Below are 19,812 nucleotides of genomic sequence, written 5' to 3'. Positions count from 1 at the left end.
GGCCGAAACCGCCGATCGCAGCCAAATCGCATCACGCCATCACCCCTCCAGCGGCAAACTCGCCAAATCAACGAGTTTCGCAGAGGTCTCGCAAGAGCGGGAGAGGGGGCGCGCTGTGCTCGGGGCGGGATCACGGATCACAGCAGCGCAAATGGCTTAACTGCTCTTAGGACATGTCCGCCAGCCCGGACTCGCGTCAGGCGCAAAGCCGCATGGCATCAGCGATGCCTCTCCATCCGGCACGGCGCGCTCCCTCTCCCGCTCTTGCGGGGGAGGGCTGCGGTGGGGGAGACGCGGGCACCCAGGCCAAGATTAGTTGCGCAGCAAACACCGCGGTCGACCCGCCATGGATTTTAACACGTCGGTGACTCAGCGGCGCGCGCGGAGATCGTCATCCGATTTCAGCACAGTGTTTGCGGCTGCTTCCCGCATCTCAAGCCCAGCTTCGATCCCTCAGCCGGGACCAGCCTCGTTTTTATTAGCGCTGCCGGGCCATCAAACAGTGGCTGGAATCGTTGCATCGGCCTATCTGTAAACGACCAAGTCTCCTTGCCCGTTTCGAGAATGTCGGCCGATGGCCTCACGACAATCACCGATGGCAGTCTCTCAACCGGACCATGCCGACAAATCTGCCGCGTTGCAGCTCACGCCCGTTTCACGTGAAACAGAGCGGCGGCTCGACGCCTATCTCGATTTGCTGCGGCAATGGCAGGCCAAGACCAATCTGGTCGCGCCCTCGACGCTGCCGCAGCTCTGGACCCGGCATGTCGCCGACTCGCTTCAGCTCCTTGCGCTCGCACCGAAGGCGCGGCGCTGGCTCGACTTCGGCAGCGGCGGCGGCTTTCCAGGCATCGTGCTCGCCTGCGCGATGGCCGGGCACGACGGTGGTCACGTCACGCTGGTCGAGCGCAACGCCAAAAAGGCGGCCTTCCTGCGCGAGGCGCTGCGGGTGACCGGCTCGCCCGGCACAGTCATGCTCGCGGACATCGGGGATAACGTGGATAGATTTCCACAAGGCCTCGATTGCATCACCGCGCGCGCGGTTGCTCCGCTACACCAGCTGATCGGTTTCGCCCGACCGTTGATGACCGAAGGCAGCAAGGCGCTGTTCCTGAAGGGTCAAGATGTAGAAGCTGAATTGACCGACGCTACTAGATATTGGAAGATTGACCCTCAATTGCACGCCAGCCTGACCGGTGGACATGGCTGGATTGTCGAAATCGACCGGATCGAACGTCAAGCCCTCCCCACCGCCAGCAAAGAAGCCGCGCAATGACCGTAATTGATCAAATATATCAAGGGGATAAGGCTTCGACCGAGCCCGGGCGCCCGCGCATCATCGCGCTCGCGAACCAGAAGGGCGGGGTCGGCAAGACCACCACCGCGATCAATCTCGGCACCGCGCTGGCGGCGATCGGCGAGCGTGTGCTGATCGTCGATCTCGATCCGCAGGGCAACGCCTCGACCGGGCTCGGCATCGACCGCCGCGACCGCAACTGTTCGACCTATGATGTGCTGGCCGGCGAAGCGCCGCTGCGCGACGCCGTGGTGGCGACCGCGGTGCCGCGGCTGCATATCGCCGCCTCGACGATGGATCTGTCGGGTCTCGAACTCGAGCTCGGCCATTCCCGCGACCGCGCCTTCCGGCTGCGCGATGCGATCGCCGTGCTCAACAAGGACGTCGATCCGCCGCTCGACTACACCTATGTGCTGATCGATTGCCCGCCGTCGCTGAACCTGTTGACGGTGAATGCAATGGCGGCGTCGGACGCGATCCTGGTGCCGTTGCAATGTGAGTTCTTCGCGCTCGAAGGTCTGTCGCAATTGCTGCAGACCGTCGAGCAGGTGCGCTCGACGCTCAATCCGGAGCTGACCATCCACGGCATCGTGCTGACGATGTTCGACAGCCGCAACAATCTGTCGAGCCAGGTCGTCGCCGACGTCCGCCAGTTCATGGGCAAGAAGGTCTACGACACCATGATCCCGCGCAACGTGCGGATCTCGGAAGCGCCGAGCTACGGCAAGCCGGTGCTGGTCTACGATCTGAAATGCGTCGGCTCGGAGGCCTATCTGAAACTCGCCACCGAAGTGATCCAGCGCGAGCGCGAACTGCGCACGATGCATTGAGGTGATTGCGCGCGGCGAGGGCCGTGCACGGTCATCCTTCGAGGCGCGCAAACAAGCGCGCGCACCTCAGGATGACGGAGAGGTAGTGCGCGTTTCGGCTGCTGCTCCAAGCAGAGCGTCATCCTGAGGTGCGCGGGGCGTAGCCCCGAGCCTCGAAGGAGGGTCTGCAGGAAAGTCGCGAGCGACAAGTAACGACTCGGCGTCATCGGCGGATGACGAAGTACCAAATGTAACGCGGAGTAACGACGTGAATCCAAGGGAGCTGGCGATGGCCGACGAGCACCGTTCGCGACTGGGGCGCGGGCTGGCGAGTCTGATCGGGGATGTCGGCGGCGAGGCCGCGCATGTCGAGCGGCCGCGCGCGCAGCGCAAGGTGCCGATCGAATTCATCAAGGCCAATCCGCGCAATCCGCGCCGGACCTTCTCCGACGCCGAACTCGGCGAACTCTCCGACTCGATCAGGCAGCACGGCGTGATCCAGCCGATCGTGGTGCGGCCGGTGAAAGGCGCGCAGGACCGGTTCGAGATCATCGCCGGCGAACGGCGCTGGCGCGCGGCGCAGCGCGCCGGGCTGCACGAGGTGCCGATCGTGCCGGTCGATGTCAGCGACGCCGATGCGCTCGAGATCGCGATCGTCGAGAATGTGCAGCGCGAGGATCTCAATCCGCTCGAAGAGGCGCAGGGCTATCACGCGCTCGCCAATGAATTCAAACGCAGCCAGGACGACATCGCGAAAATCGTCGGCAAGAGCCGCAGCCACGTCGCCAACATGATGCGGCTGACCAGGCTGCCGGACGACGTGCTGGCGCTGATCGCCGCCGGACAACTATCCGCCGGCCATGCGCGCGCGCTGATCGGCGTGCCCGATCCGTCCGCCGCCGCCAAGCGCATCGTCGCCGAAGGCCTCAACGTCCGGCAGACCGAAGCGCTGGCGCATGAAGAAGGCGTGCCGGAGCGCAAGCCGCAGAAGCCGCGCGCCTCCGCCGCCGCGAAGCCCGCCAAGGACGCCGACACGCTGGCGCTGGAAAAACGCGTCAGCGACGCGCTCGGCATGAAGGTCACGATCGAAGACCGTGACGGCACAGGCTCCCTGCAGATCCGCTACGCCGACCTCGATCAGCTCGACGACATCATCCGCCGGCTCGAGGCGGGCGGTTAGTTCGGGATCGCGGAGAGGACGAGTTGGTTGTTCTCGATCTCTTGCTGGATTTCGTCGGCTACGGCACCTCGCGAGTCTTGGTGCCCCTGCTGTCGTTTGGAAACATTCGGGTGCAAGCGGTGAAGTCGCCCGGCCAGATGTTCAATTGGTCCGGCTTCAAGCGTCTTCCCGATGACACGTATCTCTGTTCGTCCGACCTTGCGGGCTGGATCGGATTGTCGGTCTGGGTTGTCGGATTGATAGCAATCTTCGCCGCAATCTGAAGGTTGTTCCGGCGCGTGCTCTCGTTCGTCATTCCGGGGCGCTCGCATCGCGAGCGAACCCGGAATCCATACTCCCTGACGTCCATTTTCAGTCGTCTACCGCCCTGCGCTTTTTGCGAGCGCAGGGGGTATGGATTCCGGGTTCGCGCTGCGCGCGCCCCGGAATGACGAACGAGAGGGTTGTTGGGTCGCGAGGTGCGCGTCGGCTTCATTGCGCTCAGCGCCACCCTACGGATGATAACAACTAGAGCTCCGGTTCTGATCAAATCAGAGCCGGAGCTCTAACTTTCTGTTCTGACGCGTTTTCTTCACGCGAACCGGTTTCCACTTCGCTCGAAAACGCTCTAATTCCTTCGCCGTGCGCTCACTGCGATCGACAGCAGTGTGCGTTGGGCGATGGCGGCGCCGAGCGTGGCCTGGCGGCGGGTTTCCAGGGCGGCGGTGGCGAGCTGGTCGATGATCTGCGCCAGTCGCGGCGCGCCGAGATTGCGCAGAGCGGTCTCGGACGCGGCCTTGCGGGAAAAGTGCAGCCGCGGAAAGCCACTATCGAGCGCGGTCGCCGCAGCCGCGCCGGCCTCGACTGCGAGGCTGGTCTTGTGCAGGAACGCGGCGTGGCGCTGGGCTGCGAGAATGATCTGCCCCGGATAGGTGCCGGCGACCATCGCCTTGGCGAATTCACTCTCGACCACCGCGGGCTTTCCCGAAAACGCCGCATCGACGATGACGTCGAGCTTGAGATCGGAGGCGTCGGACACGCAGGCCATCACGTCGTCGAGCGTGATCTCGCTCTGGCCGTGGGCGTAGAGCGCGAGCTTGCGGACTTCGTTGCGCGAGGCCTGGCGGTCGCCGCCGAGCAGCGTCATCAGCACGGCCCGGGCGTCGCGGCCGATCTGCAGATTCGAATGACGGAGTTCATCGTCGATCAGCCTGGCGAGATCCGCCTCGGCGTCCGGATAGCAGCCGATCGCCACCGCGCTCGGCGCCTTCTCGCAGGCCTTGCGCAGCGCATTGTCCGGCTTGATGTCGCCGGCTTCGATCACCACGCGGCACTCCCGCGGCGGCGAGGCGGCCAGCGTCTCGACGCCCGCGACGAAACTACGCGAGCCGGCGCGGACGCGGATCGCGCGGCGGCCGCCGAACATCGGAATCGAATTCGCTTCGTCGACCAGCCGCGACGGCTCGGAGGCGAGTTCGTCGCCGTCGAGCCGCACCAGCGCGAACGGATCGTTGGGATCGTCGAGCGCCGAGGCGATCAGCGCGTCGGCGCGCTCGCGGACCAGGCCTGCGTCGGGTCCGTACAGCAGGATGATCGGCCGCGCCGGATCGGGGCGGGCGAGAAACGAGGTGACGTCTTTTCCGCGCAGCGCGACCATGGCGGACTCAGACCGGCGGTGTGGCGCAAGCGGCGCGCACGATCGGTTCAGATGCCGGCGTAAAAGAACGAGGCGAGGCGGGTATTGATGTTCTCGGCGATTTCCTGCGCGGCGCGATCCTCGGCGTCGCGGCCGGCGCGGGTGCGGGCGAAGCGCTGGGTCTGGCCGGGCACGTCGTATTCGACGCGCGAGAAGGTGCTGCCGGTCATCACGACCTTGCCGGTGGCGATTTCGGTGAGCCGGTAGTTCGCGTCGATGCCGTAATTCTCGATCGTCGGCAGCGTGGTGTTCGGATCGACGATCAGCGACGAACGCGACGAGTTGATGTTCAGCGCCAGCGAATACAGCGGCGGCGCGCCGGTGGCGCTGCCGTACATCTTGAACATCAGCGCGTTGCGGATTTCGACGCCGATCCGGGCATTACGCGAGCCGTTCGGGACGTCGAGCGGCGGCACGGTGACGGCCGCGAGCTTGTCGCGCAGCGTCGGCGAGCCGTCGCCGCGGTCGGCATACATCGGCTGGAAACAGCCGGCGACCGGCGCCGCCAGCATCGCGGCCAGCGCAAGCCGCGCGAAAACCCTCGCCACCGCGGGCCTAACCGACGACATTCACGATCCTCTGCGGAACCACGATCACCTTGCGGACGGGCTTGCCATCCAACGCCTGTCTTACCGCATCGAGCGCCAAAACGGCAGCCTCAATTTCCGGATTGTTGGCGTCCCTGGCCACCGTGACCTCTCCGCGCTTCTTGCCGTTGACCTGCACCGGCAGCGTGATGCTGTCTTCGAGCAGCAAATCGCGTTCGATTTGCGGCCAAAGCGCCTCGGAGACCAGGCCGGGCTGGCCGAGCGCCGCCCAGCATTCCTCGGCCAGATGCGGCATCATCGGGTGAAACAGTTGAACCAGGATGACGGCGCCCTCGCGGATCGCCCAGGCGAGATCGGGAGCGACATCCGGCGACGCCGCGCCGGGCCTGGCCAGCGCCTCGCCGAGACTGTTGGAGAATTCCCGGATATGGGCGAGGCTGACGTTGAAGGCGAGCCGTTCGATGCCGGACAGAACCTTGTCGAGCGCGCCATGGGCGGCCTTGCGGACCGCCAGCGCCTCGGGTCCGAACGCGTCCGGTCGGGCGGCCGGGGCCGCCTTGGCGATCTCGGCGGCGTCATTGATCATCCGCCACAGCCGCTGCACGAAGCGCGACGCGCCCTTGACGCCTTCCTCGCTCCAGATCACGTCGCGGTCCGGCGGCGAATCCGACAGCATGAACCAGCGCGCGGTGTCGGCGCCGTAGCTGCCGATAATATCGTCGGGGTCGACGGTATTGCGCTTGCTCTTCGACATCTTCTCGATCGGGCCGATCTCGATGGGCGTGCCGTCGTCGAGCAGCGTCGCGCGGCGGCCATCGCCCTCGGCGACGATCGCCACTTCGGCCGGCGAAGCGAACATGCCGTCGGCCTTGCGATAGGTCTCGTGCACCACCATGCCCTGGGTGAACATCCCGCGGAACGGCTCGTCCAGGCCGATATGGCCGGTGGCCTTCATCGCCCGGGTGAAGAATCGGCTGTACAGCAGGTGCAGGATCGCGTGCTCGACGCCGCCGATATACTGATCGACCGGCAGCATCCGGTTGACGACGTCCGGCGTGGTCGGCGCATTCTCGTTCCACGGATCGGTGAAGCGCGCGAAGTACCAGGACGAATCCACGAAAGTGTCCATCGTGTCGGTTTCGCGCGTGGCCTTCGCCCCGCATTGCGGGCAGGCCGTGTGCTTCCAGGTCGGGTGATGATCGAGCGCGTTGCCGGGCTTGTCGAACGAGACGTCCTCCGGCAGCACCACGGGCAGATCCTTGTCCGGCACCGGCACCACGCCGCAGACCTCGCAATGGATCACCGGAATCGGGCAGCCCCAATAGCGCTGGCGTGAGATGCCCCAGTCGCGCAGCCGGAAATTGACCTTGCGCTCGCCGACCGGCGCATTGCCGAGCGTCGCGGTCTCGAGCCGCTTCGCCACGTCTTCCTTGGCTTCGGCAATGCTCATGCCGTCGAGGAAGCGCGAATTGATCAAGCGGCCGTCGCCGTCATAGGCCTCGTCGGTGATCACGAAGCTCGAAGGGTCCTGGCCCTCGGGGCAGACCACCGGGGTGTTGCCGAGCTGGTACTTGTTGACGAAGTCGAGGTCGCGCTGGTCGTGCGCCGGGCAGCCGAAGATCGCGCCGGTGCCATATTCCATCAGCACGAAATTCGCGACATAGACCGGGATCCGCCAGTTCGGGTCGAACGGATGCAGCGCGCGGATGCCGGTGTCGATGCCCAGCTTCTCGGCGGTGTCGATCTCGGCCTGCGCGGTGCCGCGCTTCTTGCAGTCCTCGACGAAGGCCGCGATCTTGGGGTCCTTCGCGGCCGCCGCCTGCGCCAGCGGATGGTCGGCGGCGATCGCCATGAATTTGGCGCCGAACAACGTATCCGGCCGGGTGGTGAAGATCTTCAGCTCGGTCTCGCCGGCCGGCGTCGTCGCCGAATCCAGCGCGAAACGCACCAGCAGGCCTTCGGAGCGGCCGATCCAGTTGCGCTGCATCAGCCGCACCTTGTCGGGCCAGCGGTCGAGCGTCTCCAGCGCGTCCAGCAACTCCTGGGCGTAGCGGGTGATCTTGAACACCCACTGGTTCATCTCGCGCTGCTCGACCACCGCGCCCGAGCGCCAGCCGCGGCCGTCGATCACCTGCTCATTGGCCAGCACGGTCATATCGACCGGGTCCCAGTTGAGCTTGCGGGTTTCCCGCTCGGCGAGGCCCGCCTTCAGGAAATCCAGGAACATCTTCTGCTGATGCTTGTAGTAGGTGGGATCGCAGGTCGCGAATTCACGCGCCCAGTCGAGCGACAGCCCCATGGTCTGCAGCTGCTTCTTCATCGCAGCGATATTGGCGTAGGTCCACGCCTTGGGGGCGACCTTGCGCTCGATCGCGGCATTCTCGGCCGGCAGGCCGAACGCATCCCAGCCCATCGGGTGCAGCACATTGTGGCCGCGCGCCCGCATCGTCCGCGCCACCACGTCGCCCATGGTGTAGTTGCGGACGTGCCCCATGTGGATCCGTCCGGACGGATAAGGGAACATCTCCAGCACGTAATATTTCGGGCGCGGGTCGTCGTTGCGGGTGGCGAAAATCTTCGCCTCGTCCCATTTCGCCTGCCATTTCGGCTCGGATTCGCGGGCGTTGTAACGTTCGTTGCTCATGGGAGATCAGTCGGCCGGCCGGTTCGAGCGCTCTGCAAGCGATAATGGACGCGCGAATGAGGTCGCAAACCGGTGCGGGCTCTGGGGAATTCGCGCGCGAGGCGCGCGGAATAGGCCACGAAACGCTGCGTCGGGTCAATGGGATGGGCGCAGATCAGCGCCGCCCGCGATGTGTCGTGTTGTCAGCCCGGAGCCGCGGCGGGCACCGCGGTTCAGCTGGCGATCGCCATCGATATCGTGTCGGTGGCGCGGATGAAGCCGTGTTCGACGACGGTGTTGCGGCCGCGGCCCTTGGCGGCATAGAGCGCGGCGTCGGCGGCCTCGATCAGCTCGGCCGGGCTGGCGTCCTCGGTCGGCGAAGCCGACGCGACGCCGATGCTGACGGTGACGCGCTGAAACAAGCTGGTGTGGTGGGGCACGTCCAGCCGTTCGACGGTGGCGCGGACCATTTCGCCGACCTGATAGGCGGTGTCGGCGTCGGTATCCGGCAACAGAAGGCAGAACTCCTCGCCGCCATAGCGCGCCGCAAAGCCGCCGGTGTCGTTGGCGACGGTGGCGAGGGTCTCGCCGATCCGGGACAGGCAGGCGTCGCCCTCCGGGTGGCCGTAGCTGTCGTTGAACGATTTGAAATAATCGACGTCGAGCAGCAGCAGCGCCACGGTATGACCGTTCTGCAGGCCGCGCATCCATTCGAAATCCAGCCGGCTCTGGAAGCCGCGCCGGTTGGCGAGCCCGCTTAGCAGATCCATCGACGCCATCACGGTCAGGCTGTTGTTGCTTGCGACCAGTTCGCGCTCGCGTTGGCCGAGCTGCGCGGCCATCGCGTTGAACGCGCGCGCCAAGGGCAGAAATTCCGCCGGCAGCCGTGCCCTTGTGACGCGCGCCGACCAATCGCCCTGCGCGAACTGGTTGGCGATCGAGGTCAGGACCGAGATCGGCCGCACGATCAGCCGTTCGGCGGCGATCAGCGCGCCGAGCAGCACGAGCAGGCAGACCAGCGCCAATTGCAGATAGGCGGTGCGGATGTCGCGGCTGATCGCCGCCGAGACGATGTTCTCGTCCAGCGTCACCACCAGCCGCGCATTGGTGCCGGGTATCCGCGACACCGACAGCGTCTGCCCGGAATCAATGGAGGTGGTCGCCTGTTCGCGCTCCAGAGGGCGGGCGCCGAGCGCGAAATCCAGCGTCGACTGATCGAGTTTGCGGCCGATCAGGCTGCGGTGGTCGGGCGGCGTCGCCAGCACGGTGCCTTCGCCGTCGATCAGCGCGACGTTGATCCCGGGGCGGCCGGCGAGATTGGCCATGATGTCCGATAGCCAATCGAGATTCATGCCGGCGATCAGCACGGCTTCTTCGCCGGTGTCGACCGCCGACACCGGATAGGCCGCGAGGATCGTGCCCTGGCGGCTCTGTTGTCCGATCACGAAGTCGCTGACGACGAAATCGTGGGTCTCGAACGCCTTGCGGAAATAAGCGCGGTTACTGACATCCGAGCCGACGAACATCGACGAGGTGGAGCAGCGGATGATGCCGCTGGAATCCGCCACCGACAGCATCCGGATCGACGGCAGATCGACCCGCAGGCTGGCGCGCAGGATGCTGCAGCTGCGCCCGATCTGCGACGCCGCGGCGTGGATATAGGCCGCCGATTTCAGCACCGCCTCGACCGAGGAGATCACTTCGCGCTGTGCATCGGTGGCGCGCTGCGCCAGCGTTGCGACACTGTCGGCCACCGCGGCAATCTGGGTGGTGCGCGTGTTTTCGAGCAGACGCACGCGATCGAGCATCAGCGGGCAGACCAGAATCAGAGCCAGAACCACCAGCCTGGCGCGGATTCCGAGCATCCCCCGGAGCTGCGATTTCTTGCGAATGATGGCGATGCGTGACATCGTGAACCCCTCAACCCCCGCAAACACACTAGGTCCAAGGGTTCAAAAACCCTTCTTCGTAATCGTTACAATTTGAGCGAAGGCCCAACCCTTGAGCGAAATTCTTGCCCGATGCGCGCCGTTAACCAGTCATTTACGATGCGTGCCGGCGCGGCTTCGGCGGGTACGAAGGTGAGCGGCGCGGAGGTTCACGGGCTCGCCGCGGTCGAGCAGGAGATCGCGCAGGCCTGCAAGGAGGCGCGACGCGAGCGCGGTTCGGTGACGCTGATCGCAGTGTCGAAGACCTTCGACGCCGATTCGATCCTGCCGGTGCTGGCCGCCGGCCAGCGGGTGTTCGGCGAAAATCGCGTGCAGGAAGCCAAGGCCAAATGGCCGGCGCTGGTCGCCGGCCATCCCGGCACCGAGCTGCATCTGATCGGGCCGCTGCAATCCAACAAGGCCAAGGAAGCCGTCGCGCTGTTCGACGCGATTCATTCGGTCGATCGCGAAAGTCTCGCCGAGGCGTTGAGCAAGGCGCTGCCGCTAGCGGGCCGTGCGGTCGAGCTGTTCGTCCAGATCAATACTGGCGAGGAACCGCAGAAGGCCGGCGTCGCGCCGCAGGACGCCGACGCCTTCCTCACCGCCTGCCGCGAACGCTGGGGGCTGACGATCGCCGGCCTGATGTGCATCCCCCCGGTGGATGAGGCTCCGGCGCCGCATTTCGCGCTGACCGCGAAGATCGCCCGGCGCAACGGCCTGAGCAAATTGTCGATGGGCATGAGCGCCGATTTCGCCACCGCGATCGAATTCGGCGCGACCCATGTGCGGGTCGGCTCGGCGATCTTCGGGCACAGGTAACCTTCGCGTCATCCCGAGGTGCTCGCTCGCTCGAGCGTGCCTGCGCCTACCCGATCACGATCTTGGTGTTCGGCCCGATCCTGGCCAACAGCCGCAGCAGGTTGCCGCGGGTCATGGCGACGCAGCCGGCGGTCGGGCCGAAATTGTCGCGTGCCAGATGCAGGAACACGGCGCTGCCGCGGCCGGCGATCCGCGGCGTTGTGTTGTGGTCGATCTCGATGATGAAATCATACAGGTGATCGGCACGCTGCAGCCGATCGCCGGCCTCGCCGGGGCCGCGGCGCAGCGGACGGTTGTAATGCCGGCTCGAAGGGTCCTCGCACCAGGCGTCCTCGGCGGTGATCGGCCGAACCGGCAGGAATGTTCGCGGCTTCGGCCAGCGGTCGGCCCGCCACCACAACCGCCGCGGCCGGAATGTCCCGCGCGGCGTGCCGCCGTCGCCCTCGCGCTTGTTGGCGAGGATGCCGCCGCGGCCGAGCGCGACCGGGATCGTCATCCCTCCGGCGGTCAGCCAGCCGCGGCTGCGCTGACCTGCCGCGGCGCGGACCTTTAGCATCGACAATGGCCGGTCCACCGTCGGGTTCTTGTAACGCTCTGATCTGAATGTTATTTTCACGTCGGTATCAGCTTGGCGCGGGCGGGTGGTGAAGCAAATTTAACATGCCGCAGTTAAAATCCGCAGAAATCATGCCTATTTGCTGTTCTGCGATACAATCGCGCGTGATTGGAGGGCTCCCCGGCCGCCCCGGCCGACGCTGCCCGCAAGATTCGAAGGACATCGACCATGCCGAACGCCCGCAAGATCCTGATCGTGGATGACGACACTGATCTGCGCGAAGCCTTGGTCGAGCAATTGTCGCTGCACGAGGAATTCGAGGCTTCCGCGGTCGACACCGGCGCCAAGGGCGTGCAGTCGGCCAAGGCGAACTCGCCGGATCTGGTGCTGATGGATGTCGGGCTGCCCGACACCGACGGCCGCGAAGTGGTGCGCAGCTTGCGCAAGGGCGGCTTCAAGGCGCCGATCATCATGCTGACCGGGCACGATACCGATTCCGATACCATTCTGGGGCTGGAGAGCGGCGCCAACGACTATGTCGCCAAGCCGTTCCGCTTCGCGGTGCTGCTGGCGCGAATCCGCGCCCAGCTCCGCCAGCACGAAGCCAGCGAGGACGCGGTGTTCACCGTCGGCCCCTACAGCTTCCGCCCCGGCTCCAAGATGCTGACCGGCGCCAACGCCAAGAAGGTGCGGCTGACCGAAAAGGAGACCGCGATCCTGCGCTTCCTGTACCGCGCCAGCCAATCGCCGGTGTCGCGCGAGACGCTGCTGCAGGAAGTCTGGGGCTATAATTCGGGTGTGACGACCCACACGCTCGAGACCCATATTTACCGACTTCGCCAAAAGATCGAGAAGGATGCGGCGAATCCGGAGATTCTGGTCACCGAGGCCGGTGGCTACAAACTCGTGCCGTGATACCAATAAGGGGCCGAATCGCCGCCAAGGATTTCAAATCCAAGGATTTCAAGTCCAAGGATCTCAAATCCGAGTGTTTCAAGTCCGAGGGTTTGGCGCGTCCCGTTTTTTGCCGGCCGGTCACTGATGTCGATCGAAGATGATGTTGCCCTGCTCGAGCGCGTCCCGACGCTGCGGCTGTTGGGCGACACCTCGTTGCGGATGCTGGCGATCGGCTCCGATCAGCGCGAGTTCGCCCGCGGCGACGTGCTGTTCTCCGCCGGCGACGCCTCCGACGCCGGCTATGTGGTGCAGACCGGATCGTTCCAGGTGACATCGGCCGACGGCGGTCCGCACGAACTGATCGCGCGGCCGGGCGATCTGATCGGCGAACTGGCGTTGGTGCTGCCGATGCCGCGGCCGTCGAGCGCGGTGGCGATGGAGTACTCGTCGGTGGTCCGGATCGCGCGCAGCCTGTTTCAGCGCGTGCTCGAAAGCGACCCCGTGGCCGCCCGTAACCTCCGCGACGAATTCGCCGCCCGCACCACCATGATCGCCAAAGACATCACCAGAGCCGGCGCGAAGCTCACGTAGCAGCTCGCGCATGTCCTCGAGAGGGGGCGCTCTCTTCACCCTCTCCCGCTTGCGGGGGAGGGCCGGGGTGGGGGCGAGCCGAGCACGGCGCTTGTGTTCAGCCGGGCTGATATTGCGTTCGGCGCGCATCGTTACTCAGCATCATCCACTCACATCGACCGAGAAGCAGGGTGCGTATCAGCGGCGCTGCGACTCGCGTTGCCCCCACCCTAACCCTCCCCCGCAAGCGGAAGAGGGAGCGCGTTGTGCTGGTGACTTACAGCTCCATCGTCACCGTCACCGGGACGTGGTCGCTCGGGCGTTCCCAGCTTCGCGCGTTGCGCAGGATCTTGAAGTCGGTGACGCGGGTGCGCAGCGCTTCGGAGACCCAGATGTGATCGAGCCGTCGGCCGCGATCGCCGACGGTCCAGTCGGCGGCGCGATAGCTCCACCAGGTGTAGATCTTCTCCGACAGCGGAATCCGGTCGCGCGCGACGTCGACCCAATTGCCGGCGCGCAGCACGGCGAGCAGCTTCTCGCATTCCACCGGCGTGTGCGACACGACTTTAAGTAACTGCTTGTGCGACCAGACGTCGTGCTCGTGCGGCGCGACGTTGAGGTCGCCGACCAGAATATGCCGCGCGTCGCCGGAGGGATGCAGCGGCTCGCAGGCCTTCATCTCGTCGAGAAACGACAGCTTGTGCTTGAACTTCGGATTGAGTTCGGGATCGGCAACGTCGCCGCCGGCAGGCACGTAGAAATTATGCAGCACCAGCGGCGGATCGTTGTCGCCGGTGCCGAGCGACACCGAGATGTGGCGCGAGTCGAGGTTGTCGCAGAAAATGCGGATGTCGCGCGCGACGAACGGAATCTTCGAGATCACCGCGACGCCGTGATAGCCCTTCTGTCCGTTCAGCGCGATGTGCTCGTAGCCGAGCTGCTTGAAGCGCTTCAGCGGAAACGCGTCGTCGGGACACTTGGTCTCCTGCAGGCACAGCACGTCGGGCTGCTGCTCTTTCAGGAACGCCGCGACCAGATCGATGCGCAGCCGGACCGAGTTGATGTTCCATGTCGTGAGGGTGAAGCGCATGGGAAGCCGGGGCGAGTTGCGGGCGGGACGCCGTCTTTGCGAGGAGCGCGCTGTTTGTTGCGCGGCACGCGATCGAACGCAAGCCGCTGATGTGTACAACCAGCCAGGTGCTTGCTGTGGCGTCTTACGAAGGGGATGGATTGCCGGATCAAGCCCGGCAATGACGGTCTTGATAGAGACGGCCTACGCGACCGTCGGTGCGATCCAGCCCGGCGTCATGCGCGGGCTTGACCCGCGCATCCATCATCCGCGAAGCAGACAAAGCACAAAATGAAGGAGCCTAGCCCGGCGGGGTCGAGTAGTCGGTGAAGTCGATCTTGAACATCGCCGGATCGGGGCGCCGGGCGGTGTCGAGATTGTAGATCGCGACCGTGGTGTCGTAGCCCTGCGGATCGGTGACGGTCCATTGCTTGAGCTGGCCGTCCTTGACGCCGAGCATCAGCATCAGCCGGCTGGTGCCGATGACCGCGTTCTTCTCCTCGATGATGATGCTGATGTAGAGCTCGTCCGAGGTGATGGCGACGACGCTGGTGTCGCGCAACAGATCGATGCGGTCGCTGAGCAGATAGCGCAGCGGCGTCTGCGACAGCGGGTAGATGTCCTGGGTCGCGAGCTTGCGGTCGCGCACCACCAGCGACTGGCCGTTGGCGACCATCGAGATCGGGCTCGGCTCGTCATATTCGAACCGCACCTTGCCCGGCTTCATGATGTAGAAATCCCCCTTCAGCTTCGAGCCGTCGGGGCCGACCTGCACGAAATTGCCGACCAGCGTCGAGAGTGACGACAGATAGGCGCTGACGCGGGCGGCGTCCGCCTTCTGCTTGGCGTCGAAGGTGGTGAAGATCGAGGCCGGCACGTTGCGCCGCGGATCGGGGATCACCGGGTCGGGCGGCGTGGCCAGCTTCGCCACCGGGGCCGGCGGTTGCGGCGGGCGCTGCGGCCGGGACGGCTCGGCGGTGCTGATCTGCCTCTCGACCGCTTTCGGCGACGGCCTCGGCACCGGCACGGTCTCCGCCAAAGCCAACGGCGCGGCCGTGACCATCAGCAGGCCGACGCCGGCCGCGAGGCTCCGGCGGAGCCCGGTGGAGATCGCCGGCCTCGGCGTCAAACCATTGAAATCGTTCGTCAATGTGATGTCCTGCGCGGGGGGCGCGGATCCGGCGCCAAGCCCCTCAGCGGCTACCGTGGCGCTGTGGCGATTTCGCGACTCTCGCTCGGAGATTTCCATCACGCTGATCCCGCCGGTCAAAAATTGGAGTCTTCTTCGGCCACCAGAATCTCGCGCTTGCCGGCGTGATTGGGCTGGCCGACGATGCCTTCGAGTTCCATGCGCTCCATCAGCGAGGCGGCGCGATTATAGCCGATCTGCAGGCGGCGCTGAATATAGCTGGTCGAGGCCTTGCGGTCGCGTTTGACGATCGCAACCGCCTGCTGGAACAGGTCGCCGGCGCCGTCGCCGCCCATGCCGGTGGCGTCGAACACCGCGCCATCCTCACCCTCGGCCGGCTCTTCCGCGGTGACCGCTTCGAGATATTCCGGCTGGCCCTGTGTCTTGAGATGTTTGACGACCTTCTCGACTTCCTCGTCGGACACGAACGGCCCGTGGACGCGGCTGATCCGTCCGCCGCCGGCCATGTACAGCATGTCGCCTTGGCCGAGCAGTTGCTCGGCGCCCATTTCGCCCAGGATGGTGCGGCTGTCGATCTTCGAGGTGACCTGGAAGGAAATGCGGGTCGGGAAGTTCGCCTTGATGGTGCCGGTGATGACGTCGACCGAGGGCCGCTGCGTCGCGAGGATGACGTGCAGGCCGGCGGCGCGCGCCATCTGGGCGAGGCGTTGCACCGCGCCTTCGATGTCCTTGCCGGCGACCATCATCAGGTCGGCCATTTCGTCGACGATGATGACGATATAGGGCAGCGGTTCGAGATCGAGCTTTTCTTCCTCGTAGATCGCCTTGCCGCTCTCTTTGTCGAATCCGGTATGCACCGTGCGGGTCAAGTCCTCGCCGCGCGCCTTGGCTTCCGACAGCCGGGTGTTGTAGCCGTCGATGTTGCGGACGCCGAGCTTGGCCATGCGCTTGTAGCGCTCCTCCATCTCGCGCACTGCCCATTTCAGGGCGACGACGGCCTTCTTCGGATCGGTGACGACCGGCGTCAGCAGATGCGGAATGCCGTCATAGACCGAGAGTTCGAGCATCTTCGGATCGACCATGATCAGCCGGCACTGATCCGGCCGCAGCCGGTACACCAGGCTGAGGATCATGGTGTTGATCGCGACCGATTTGCCCGAGCCGGTGGTGCCGGCGATCAGCATATGCGGCGTGCGTGCGAGATCGATGATGATCGAATCGCCGCCGATGTTCTTGCCGAGACACAACGGCAGCTTGTGCACGGTCTCGTTGCCGTCCTTCACGCTGAGCAGTTCGCGCAGATACACCTTCTCGCGATGCGCGTTGGGCAGCTCGATGCCGATCGCATTGCGGCCGGGCACCACGGCGACGCGCGCCGACAGCGCGCTCATCGACCGTGCGATGTCGTCGGACAGGCCGATCACGCGCGACGATTTGATGCCGGGCGCGGGCTCGAGTTCGTACAGCGTCACCACCGGGCCGGGATGCGCCTTGACGATTTCGCCGCGCACGCCGAAATCCTGCAGCACGCCTTCGAGCGCCCGCGAATTGGCTTCGAGCTCGGCCTTGTTGAGCGGCTGGCGATCGGAGGCCTTCGGCGCCGTCAGCACGTTGACCGAGGGCAGCTCGAACCTGCCGGATTTCTTCGCGGCCGGCTTCGGCGCGGCCTTCTTGCGCGGCGCGCGGGCGACCGGGGCTTCGTCTTCCTCGTCTTCGATCGCGTCGGCGGGTTCGAGATCGAGCGTGTCGTCGTCGTCGTCGAGATGGTCCCGCGGCACGATCGGCGGCGCAACGCGACCGCCGCCCAGCCTGGGCTCCTGGCGTTCGAACGAGGCGGCGGCGGGGCCCGCGGGCGCGCTGCTGACGAGGCCGCGATAGCCGAGCTTCATCAGCCGCCACAGCCGCGCCTTGGCGGAGAGCGCCGCATGGGTCAGCCAGCCGAGCGAGACCGAGCCGGGATCGCGATCCTCGTCTTCGTCGAGCGGCACATCGTCGGCGATGACGTCGTCGGCGTCCGGTTCGCGCGAGCCGAAGCCGCTGGCGATCAGGAAGCTCACGGCCATCAGGGCGCCGAGCACGATGCTGAGGATGACGCGGAAGATCAGACCCGGGCCGAACACCAGCGACGGCGCACGCACCAGCGCGTCGCCGACGACGCCGCCGAGGCCGGTGGGCAGCGGCCAGGCGCTGTCGTGCGGAAACGACGAGGCGAAGCCTGCGGCGAAGATGGTGCAGAGAATCCAGGCCGCGAACCGCAATGCGCGGCGGTCGAACGGCCGGTGATTGATCATCCGCCAGCCCCAGGTCGCGACCGGCAGCAGCAGCCCGACGGCGCCGAGGCCGAGGATCTGCATCGACAGATCAGCGCCGATCGCGCCGGGATAGCCGATCAGATTGTGGATCTTGCGCGAGGTGGCGTGACTGAGGCTCGGGTCCTGCACCGACCAGGTCGCCAGCGCCGCGGCGCCGACGGTGGCGATCACGATCAGGCCGAAGCCGGCGAACTCGCGCAGCCGCCGCACCAGCGCGTCGCGGATCGACGCGGGCAGGTGCCCGACCAGGGGAATGACGCGTTCGATCGCCGGCATGCTCACTCTCAGCCTCGCGACTCATCGAGAATCCGCACCAGCCGGTGCAGCGCTTCGGCGGTACTCTCACTGTCCTGAACCATCGCCAGCCGGATGTAGCCGGCGCCCGGATTGCTGCCGTCGGGCTGCGGACGCGCCAGATAACTGCCTGGGATGACGCGGACGCCTCCCTCCCTGAACAGCTTCACGGTGGCGGCCTCGTCGCCGCCATGAGCGGAGACGTCGAGCCACAGGCAGAAGCCGCCGGCGGGGCGCTGATAGCCGAAGCGCTCGCCGAGGATCTGATCGGCGAGATCGAACTTCAGCCGATACAGCCGGCGGTTTTCCTCGACATGGGCTTCGTCGCCATAGGCGGCGACCGCGACGTGCTGCAGCGCCACCGGCACCTGCGGCGCGGCGACGTTGCGTAGTTCGTGGAACGCATTGAGGAAGGTCGCGTCGCCGGCGACGAAGCCGACGCGCATGCCCGGAAGATTCGAGCGCTTCGACAACGACTGGAACACCGCGACGTTGCGGAAGTCGGGACCGGCCGCCTCGAGCGCGCTGCCGGGCGCAGTGCGGGTGTAGATCTCCGAGTAGCACTCGTCGGCGAGGATCAGGAAGCCGTAGCGATCGGCGAGCGCTTTCAGCCGCGCCAAGTAATCGCGCGACGCGACCGAGCCCTGCGGGTTCGCGGGCGAGGCGATGTAGATCGCCACCGTGCGCTTCAGCGTCGCCTCGTCGAGCGATTCCAGATCCGGCAGGAAGCCGTTGGCCGGATTGGTGGCCAGGAACACCGCCTCGCAGCCGGCGGCGCGGGCGCCGGCCGCATAGGCCGGATAGAACGGATTCGGCATCAGGATCGCCGGCGTGCCGTCGCGCGGGCCGACATGGCGCGCGGCGGCGAGCGCGGCGAGGAACAGGCCTTCGCGGCTGCCGTTCAGCACCAGTATTTCGGTCTCGGGATCGGGCGCGCGGGGCAACGCGAAGCGCGTGGCCAGCCAGCTCGCGGCCGCGTTGCGGAACGGCGCGATCCCCTTGGCCATCGGATAGCGACCGAAATCGGCAATGTGCTGCGCCAGCACCGGACCGACGAAATCCGGCACCGGATGCTGCGGCTCGCCGAGCGACAGATTGATCAGTCGCTCGCCGGGCTGATACGGCGCCAGCAATTCGGTCAGACGCGCGAATGGCGAGCGCTCGCTATGGCCGGCAGCCGAAGGGCTGCCGGCAGCGCGCGCCGAAGCGGAAGAGGCGGGCAAAGCCATTCAAAAACGCCAGTTTTAAGGGCGCCCGGCCGCTATGCGGAGCGGGTGCAAACAGATCAGCCACCATAGATACGGCGAGGTTAAGACGCGATTAACCATCGACGCCCGGGCAGCGCGTGCCTAGATTATGAGAGCGCCTCGGGAACAGGCGGAGGTCGACATGGCGAGCAGGATCACGAGCGACGGCCGAGTGAGGATTCCGAAGGACATTCTCGAGACCCTGGACGTTGGCCCTGGGGGAGAGGTCGACTTCAAGCGCGGGGCGGATGGGGCCGTGGTCCTGGAAAAGGTTAGTCAGCCGAGCCGCAGACAAATCGACTGGGAGAAGGTGATCGGCAGTGCCGGACCAGGGCTTTCGACCGACGAGGTGATGAAGCTACTGCGCGGCGACGATTAGCGCCGTGACCTTGGTCGACACGAACGTTCTGATTGATCTTGTGACTGCGGATCCGAACTGGCTGGGCTGGTCGGCGGCGAGGATAAATGAGGCGATTGATCGCGGACCCTTGCTCATCAACGACGTGATCTATGCGGAAATTTCAACGCGCTTCGATCAAGAGGAGCAGCTCGAGGTCGTGCTTCGAACGATTGGCATTGTGGTCGCGCCGATCCCTCGCTCGGCGTTATTCTTGGCCGGAAAAGCTTTTGTTCAGTATCGCCGGAGCGGCGGCGTCAAGACGCGCGTGCTTTCCGATTTCCTGATCGGCGCGCATGCGGCGACCGAGCATTTGTCTCTGTTGACCCGCGATGCTCGGCACTATCGCACTTACTTTCCAAACGTCGATTTGATCACGCCCGATCGCGGCTAGAGCTTTGGTACTGATTCAATCAGAACCGAAGCGATCCACTTCGCTCG

Annotated in this window: 18 protein-coding genes; 9 read left to right on the top strand and 9 right to left on the bottom strand. The window is 65.6% G+C overall.

Annotation, left to right across the window (positions count from 1 at the left end):
• Positions 1 to 574: 574 nt before the first annotated feature.
• The 4 genes from rsmG (at position 575) to BMY71_RS23260 (ending at position 3,549) form a co-directional block, all read left to right on the top strand.
• The gene (gene rsmG, locus BMY71_RS23275) at positions 575 to 1,276 is read left to right on the top strand and encodes a 16S rRNA (guanine(527)-N(7))-methyltransferase RsmG (RefSeq protein WP_092686273.1); all 702 of its coding nucleotides are present in this window, start codon (positions 575 to 577) and stop codon (positions 1,274 to 1,276) included.
• Positions 1,273 to 2,127, top strand: coding sequence for a ParA family protein (locus BMY71_RS23270; RefSeq protein WP_011500858.1), 855 nt, complete (start codon positions 1,273 to 1,275; stop codon positions 2,125 to 2,127). The genes rsmG and BMY71_RS23270 overlap by 4 nt, the downstream gene beginning before the upstream one ends.
• 268 nt (positions 2,128 to 2,395) lie before the next feature.
• Positions 2,396 to 3,286: a ParB/RepB/Spo0J family partition protein gene (locus BMY71_RS23265; protein WP_011500859.1), complete on the top strand. Its 891-nt coding sequence runs from the start codon at positions 2,396 to 2,398 to the stop codon at positions 3,284 to 3,286.
• Positions 3,287 to 3,309: 23 nt separating this feature from the next.
• Positions 3,310 to 3,549 carry a hypothetical protein gene (locus BMY71_RS23260; RefSeq protein WP_092686272.1) on the top strand — a complete coding sequence of 80 codons (240 nt, stop codon included), beginning with the start codon at positions 3,310 to 3,312 and terminating at the stop codon, positions 3,547 to 3,549.
• 344 nt (positions 3,550 to 3,893) lie between these two features.
• On the opposite strand, the gene holA is transcribed toward BMY71_RS23260, so the two are convergent.
• The 4 genes from holA to BMY71_RS23240 all read right to left on the bottom strand — a co-directional run bounded on the left by holA (position 3,894) and on the right by BMY71_RS23240 (position 10,042).
• Complete coding sequence (gene holA / locus BMY71_RS23255) at positions 3,894 to 4,922, bottom strand: DNA polymerase III subunit delta (RefSeq protein ID WP_092686271.1); 1,029 nt, start codon at positions 4,920 to 4,922, stop codon at positions 3,894 to 3,896.
• 47 nt (positions 4,923 to 4,969) lie between these two features.
• A complete protein-coding gene (lptE, locus tag BMY71_RS23250) occupies positions 4,970 to 5,530 on the bottom strand; it encodes an LPS assembly lipoprotein LptE (RefSeq protein WP_092686270.1) in 561 nt (186 codons plus the stop codon).
• Positions 5,517 to 8,153, bottom strand: coding sequence for a leucine--tRNA ligase (gene leuS, locus BMY71_RS23245; protein WP_092686269.1), 2,637 nt, complete (start codon positions 8,151 to 8,153; stop codon positions 5,517 to 5,519). The genes lptE and leuS overlap by 14 nt, the downstream gene beginning before the upstream one ends.
• Before the next feature lie 212 nt (positions 8,154 to 8,365).
• Entirely contained in the window at positions 8,366 to 10,042 is a 1,677-nt protein-coding gene (locus BMY71_RS23240; protein WP_092686268.1) for a diguanylate cyclase domain-containing protein, read from the bottom strand.
• A 138-nt stretch (positions 10,043 to 10,180) separates the two neighbouring features.
• Here BMY71_RS23240 and BMY71_RS23235 point away from each other — a divergent pair, with 138 nt between their 5' ends.
• Positions 10,181 to 10,879 carry a YggS family pyridoxal phosphate-dependent enzyme gene (locus BMY71_RS23235; protein WP_049760657.1) on the top strand — a complete coding sequence of 233 codons (699 nt, stop codon included), beginning with the start codon at positions 10,181 to 10,183 and terminating at the stop codon, positions 10,877 to 10,879.
• A 46-nt stretch (positions 10,880 to 10,925) separates the two neighbouring features.
• Here BMY71_RS23235 and BMY71_RS23230 read toward each other — a convergent pair whose 3' ends face one another.
• The gene (locus tag BMY71_RS23230) at positions 10,926 to 11,435 is read right to left on the bottom strand and encodes a L,D-transpeptidase family protein (protein ID WP_202190176.1); all 510 of its coding nucleotides are present in this window, start codon (positions 11,433 to 11,435) and stop codon (positions 10,926 to 10,928) included.
• A gap of 228 nt (positions 11,436 to 11,663) precedes the next feature.
• Here BMY71_RS23230 and BMY71_RS23225 point away from each other — a divergent pair, with 228 nt between their 5' ends.
• Together BMY71_RS23225 and BMY71_RS23220 are read left to right on the top strand one after the other, a co-directional pair.
• Positions 11,664 to 12,350 (top strand): response regulator transcription factor, encoded by a 687-nt coding sequence (locus BMY71_RS23225; protein ID WP_011500866.1) that lies wholly within the window; start codon positions 11,664 to 11,666, stop codon positions 12,348 to 12,350.
• Positions 12,351 to 12,476: 126 nt separating this feature from the next.
• Complete coding sequence (locus tag BMY71_RS23220; RefSeq protein ID WP_092686266.1) at positions 12,477 to 12,923, top strand: cyclic nucleotide-binding domain-containing protein; 447 nt, start codon at positions 12,477 to 12,479, stop codon at positions 12,921 to 12,923.
• A gap of 256 nt (positions 12,924 to 13,179) precedes the next feature.
• Here the strand turns inward: BMY71_RS23220 and BMY71_RS23215 are convergent, their stop codons facing one another.
• From BMY71_RS23215 to BMY71_RS23200, 4 genes are all read right to left on the bottom strand, one after another.
• The gene (locus BMY71_RS23215; RefSeq protein ID WP_092686265.1) at positions 13,180 to 13,992 is read right to left on the bottom strand and encodes an exodeoxyribonuclease III; all 813 of its coding nucleotides are present in this window, start codon (positions 13,990 to 13,992) and stop codon (positions 13,180 to 13,182) included.
• A gap of 280 nt (positions 13,993 to 14,272) precedes the next feature.
• Complete coding sequence (locus tag BMY71_RS23210) at positions 14,273 to 15,220, bottom strand: outer membrane lipoprotein carrier protein LolA (RefSeq protein ID WP_092686278.1); 948 nt, start codon at positions 15,218 to 15,220, stop codon at positions 14,273 to 14,275.
• Between the two features lie 17 nt (positions 15,221 to 15,237).
• On the bottom strand, positions 15,238 to 17,715 hold the full coding sequence (locus tag BMY71_RS23205; RefSeq protein WP_041805093.1) for a DNA translocase FtsK: 2,478 nt from the start codon (positions 17,713 to 17,715) through the stop codon (positions 15,238 to 15,240).
• Between the two features lie 2 nt (positions 17,716 to 17,717).
• Positions 17,718 to 18,956 carry an aminotransferase class I/II-fold pyridoxal phosphate-dependent enzyme gene (locus tag BMY71_RS23200; RefSeq protein ID WP_092686264.1) on the bottom strand — a complete coding sequence of 413 codons (1,239 nt, stop codon included), beginning with the start codon at positions 18,954 to 18,956 and terminating at the stop codon, positions 17,718 to 17,720.
• Between the two features lie 160 nt (positions 18,957 to 19,116).
• Between BMY71_RS23200 and BMY71_RS23195 the strand changes: the two genes are divergently transcribed.
• Together BMY71_RS23195 and BMY71_RS23190 are read left to right on the top strand one after the other, a co-directional pair.
• Entirely contained in the window at positions 19,117 to 19,353 is a 237-nt protein-coding gene (locus BMY71_RS23195) for an AbrB/MazE/SpoVT family DNA-binding domain-containing protein (RefSeq protein ID WP_041805586.1), read from the top strand.
• 4 nt (positions 19,354 to 19,357) lie between these two features.
• Positions 19,358 to 19,765, top strand: coding sequence for a type II toxin-antitoxin system VapC family toxin (locus BMY71_RS23190; RefSeq protein ID WP_011500873.1), 408 nt, complete (start codon positions 19,358 to 19,360; stop codon positions 19,763 to 19,765).
• The last annotated feature ends 47 nt before the right edge of the window (positions 19,766 to 19,812 follow it).

It is taken from the genome of Rhodopseudomonas pseudopalustris (assembly GCF_900110435.1).
GTDB lineage: Bacteria > Pseudomonadota > Alphaproteobacteria > Rhizobiales > Xanthobacteraceae > Rhodopseudomonas > Rhodopseudomonas pseudopalustris.
This window is presented reverse-complemented; position numbering and strand designations above follow the sequence as displayed.

Coding starts and splice junctions, on each gene's coding strand:
- leuS (WP_092686269.1), bottom strand. CDS start 8,153: ATGAGCAACGAACGTTACAACGCCCGCGAATCCGAGCCGAAATGGCAG.
- BMY71_RS23200 (WP_092686264.1), bottom strand. CDS start 18,956: ATGGCTTTGCCCGCCTCTTCCGCTTCGGCGCGCGCTGCCGGCAGCCCT.
- BMY71_RS23220 (WP_092686266.1), top strand. CDS start 12,477: ATGTCGATCGAAGATGATGTTGCCCTGCTCGAGCGCGTCCCGACGCTG.
- BMY71_RS23215 (WP_092686265.1), bottom strand. CDS start 13,992: ATGCGCTTCACCCTCACGACATGGAACATCAACTCGGTCCGGCTGCGC.
- lptE (WP_092686270.1), bottom strand. CDS start 5,530: ATGTCGTCGGTTAGGCCCGCGGTGGCGAGGGTTTTCGCGCGGCTTGCG.
- BMY71_RS23225 (WP_011500866.1), top strand. CDS start 11,664: ATGCCGAACGCCCGCAAGATCCTGATCGTGGATGACGACACTGATCTG.
- BMY71_RS23230 (WP_202190176.1), bottom strand. CDS start 11,435: ATGCTAAAGGTCCGCGCCGCGGCAGGTCAGCGCAGCCGCGGCTGGCTG.
- holA (WP_092686271.1), bottom strand. CDS start 4,922: ATGGTCGCGCTGCGCGGAAAAGACGTCACCTCGTTTCTCGCCCGCCCC.
- BMY71_RS23240 (WP_092686268.1), bottom strand. CDS start 10,042: ATGTCACGCATCGCCATCATTCGCAAGAAATCGCAGCTCCGGGGGATG.
- BMY71_RS23210 (WP_092686278.1), bottom strand. CDS start 15,220: ATGGAAATCTCCGAGCGAGAGTCGCGAAATCGCCACAGCGCCACGGTA.
- BMY71_RS23265 (WP_011500859.1), top strand. CDS start 2,396: ATGGCCGACGAGCACCGTTCGCGACTGGGGCGCGGGCTGGCGAGTCTG.
- BMY71_RS23270 (WP_011500858.1), top strand. CDS start 1,273: ATGACCGTAATTGATCAAATATATCAAGGGGATAAGGCTTCGACCGAG.
- BMY71_RS23235 (WP_049760657.1), top strand. CDS start 10,181: ATGCGTGCCGGCGCGGCTTCGGCGGGTACGAAGGTGAGCGGCGCGGAG.
- rsmG (WP_092686273.1), top strand. CDS start 575: ATGGCCTCACGACAATCACCGATGGCAGTCTCTCAACCGGACCATGCC.
- BMY71_RS23195 (WP_041805586.1), top strand. CDS start 19,117: ATGGCGAGCAGGATCACGAGCGACGGCCGAGTGAGGATTCCGAAGGAC.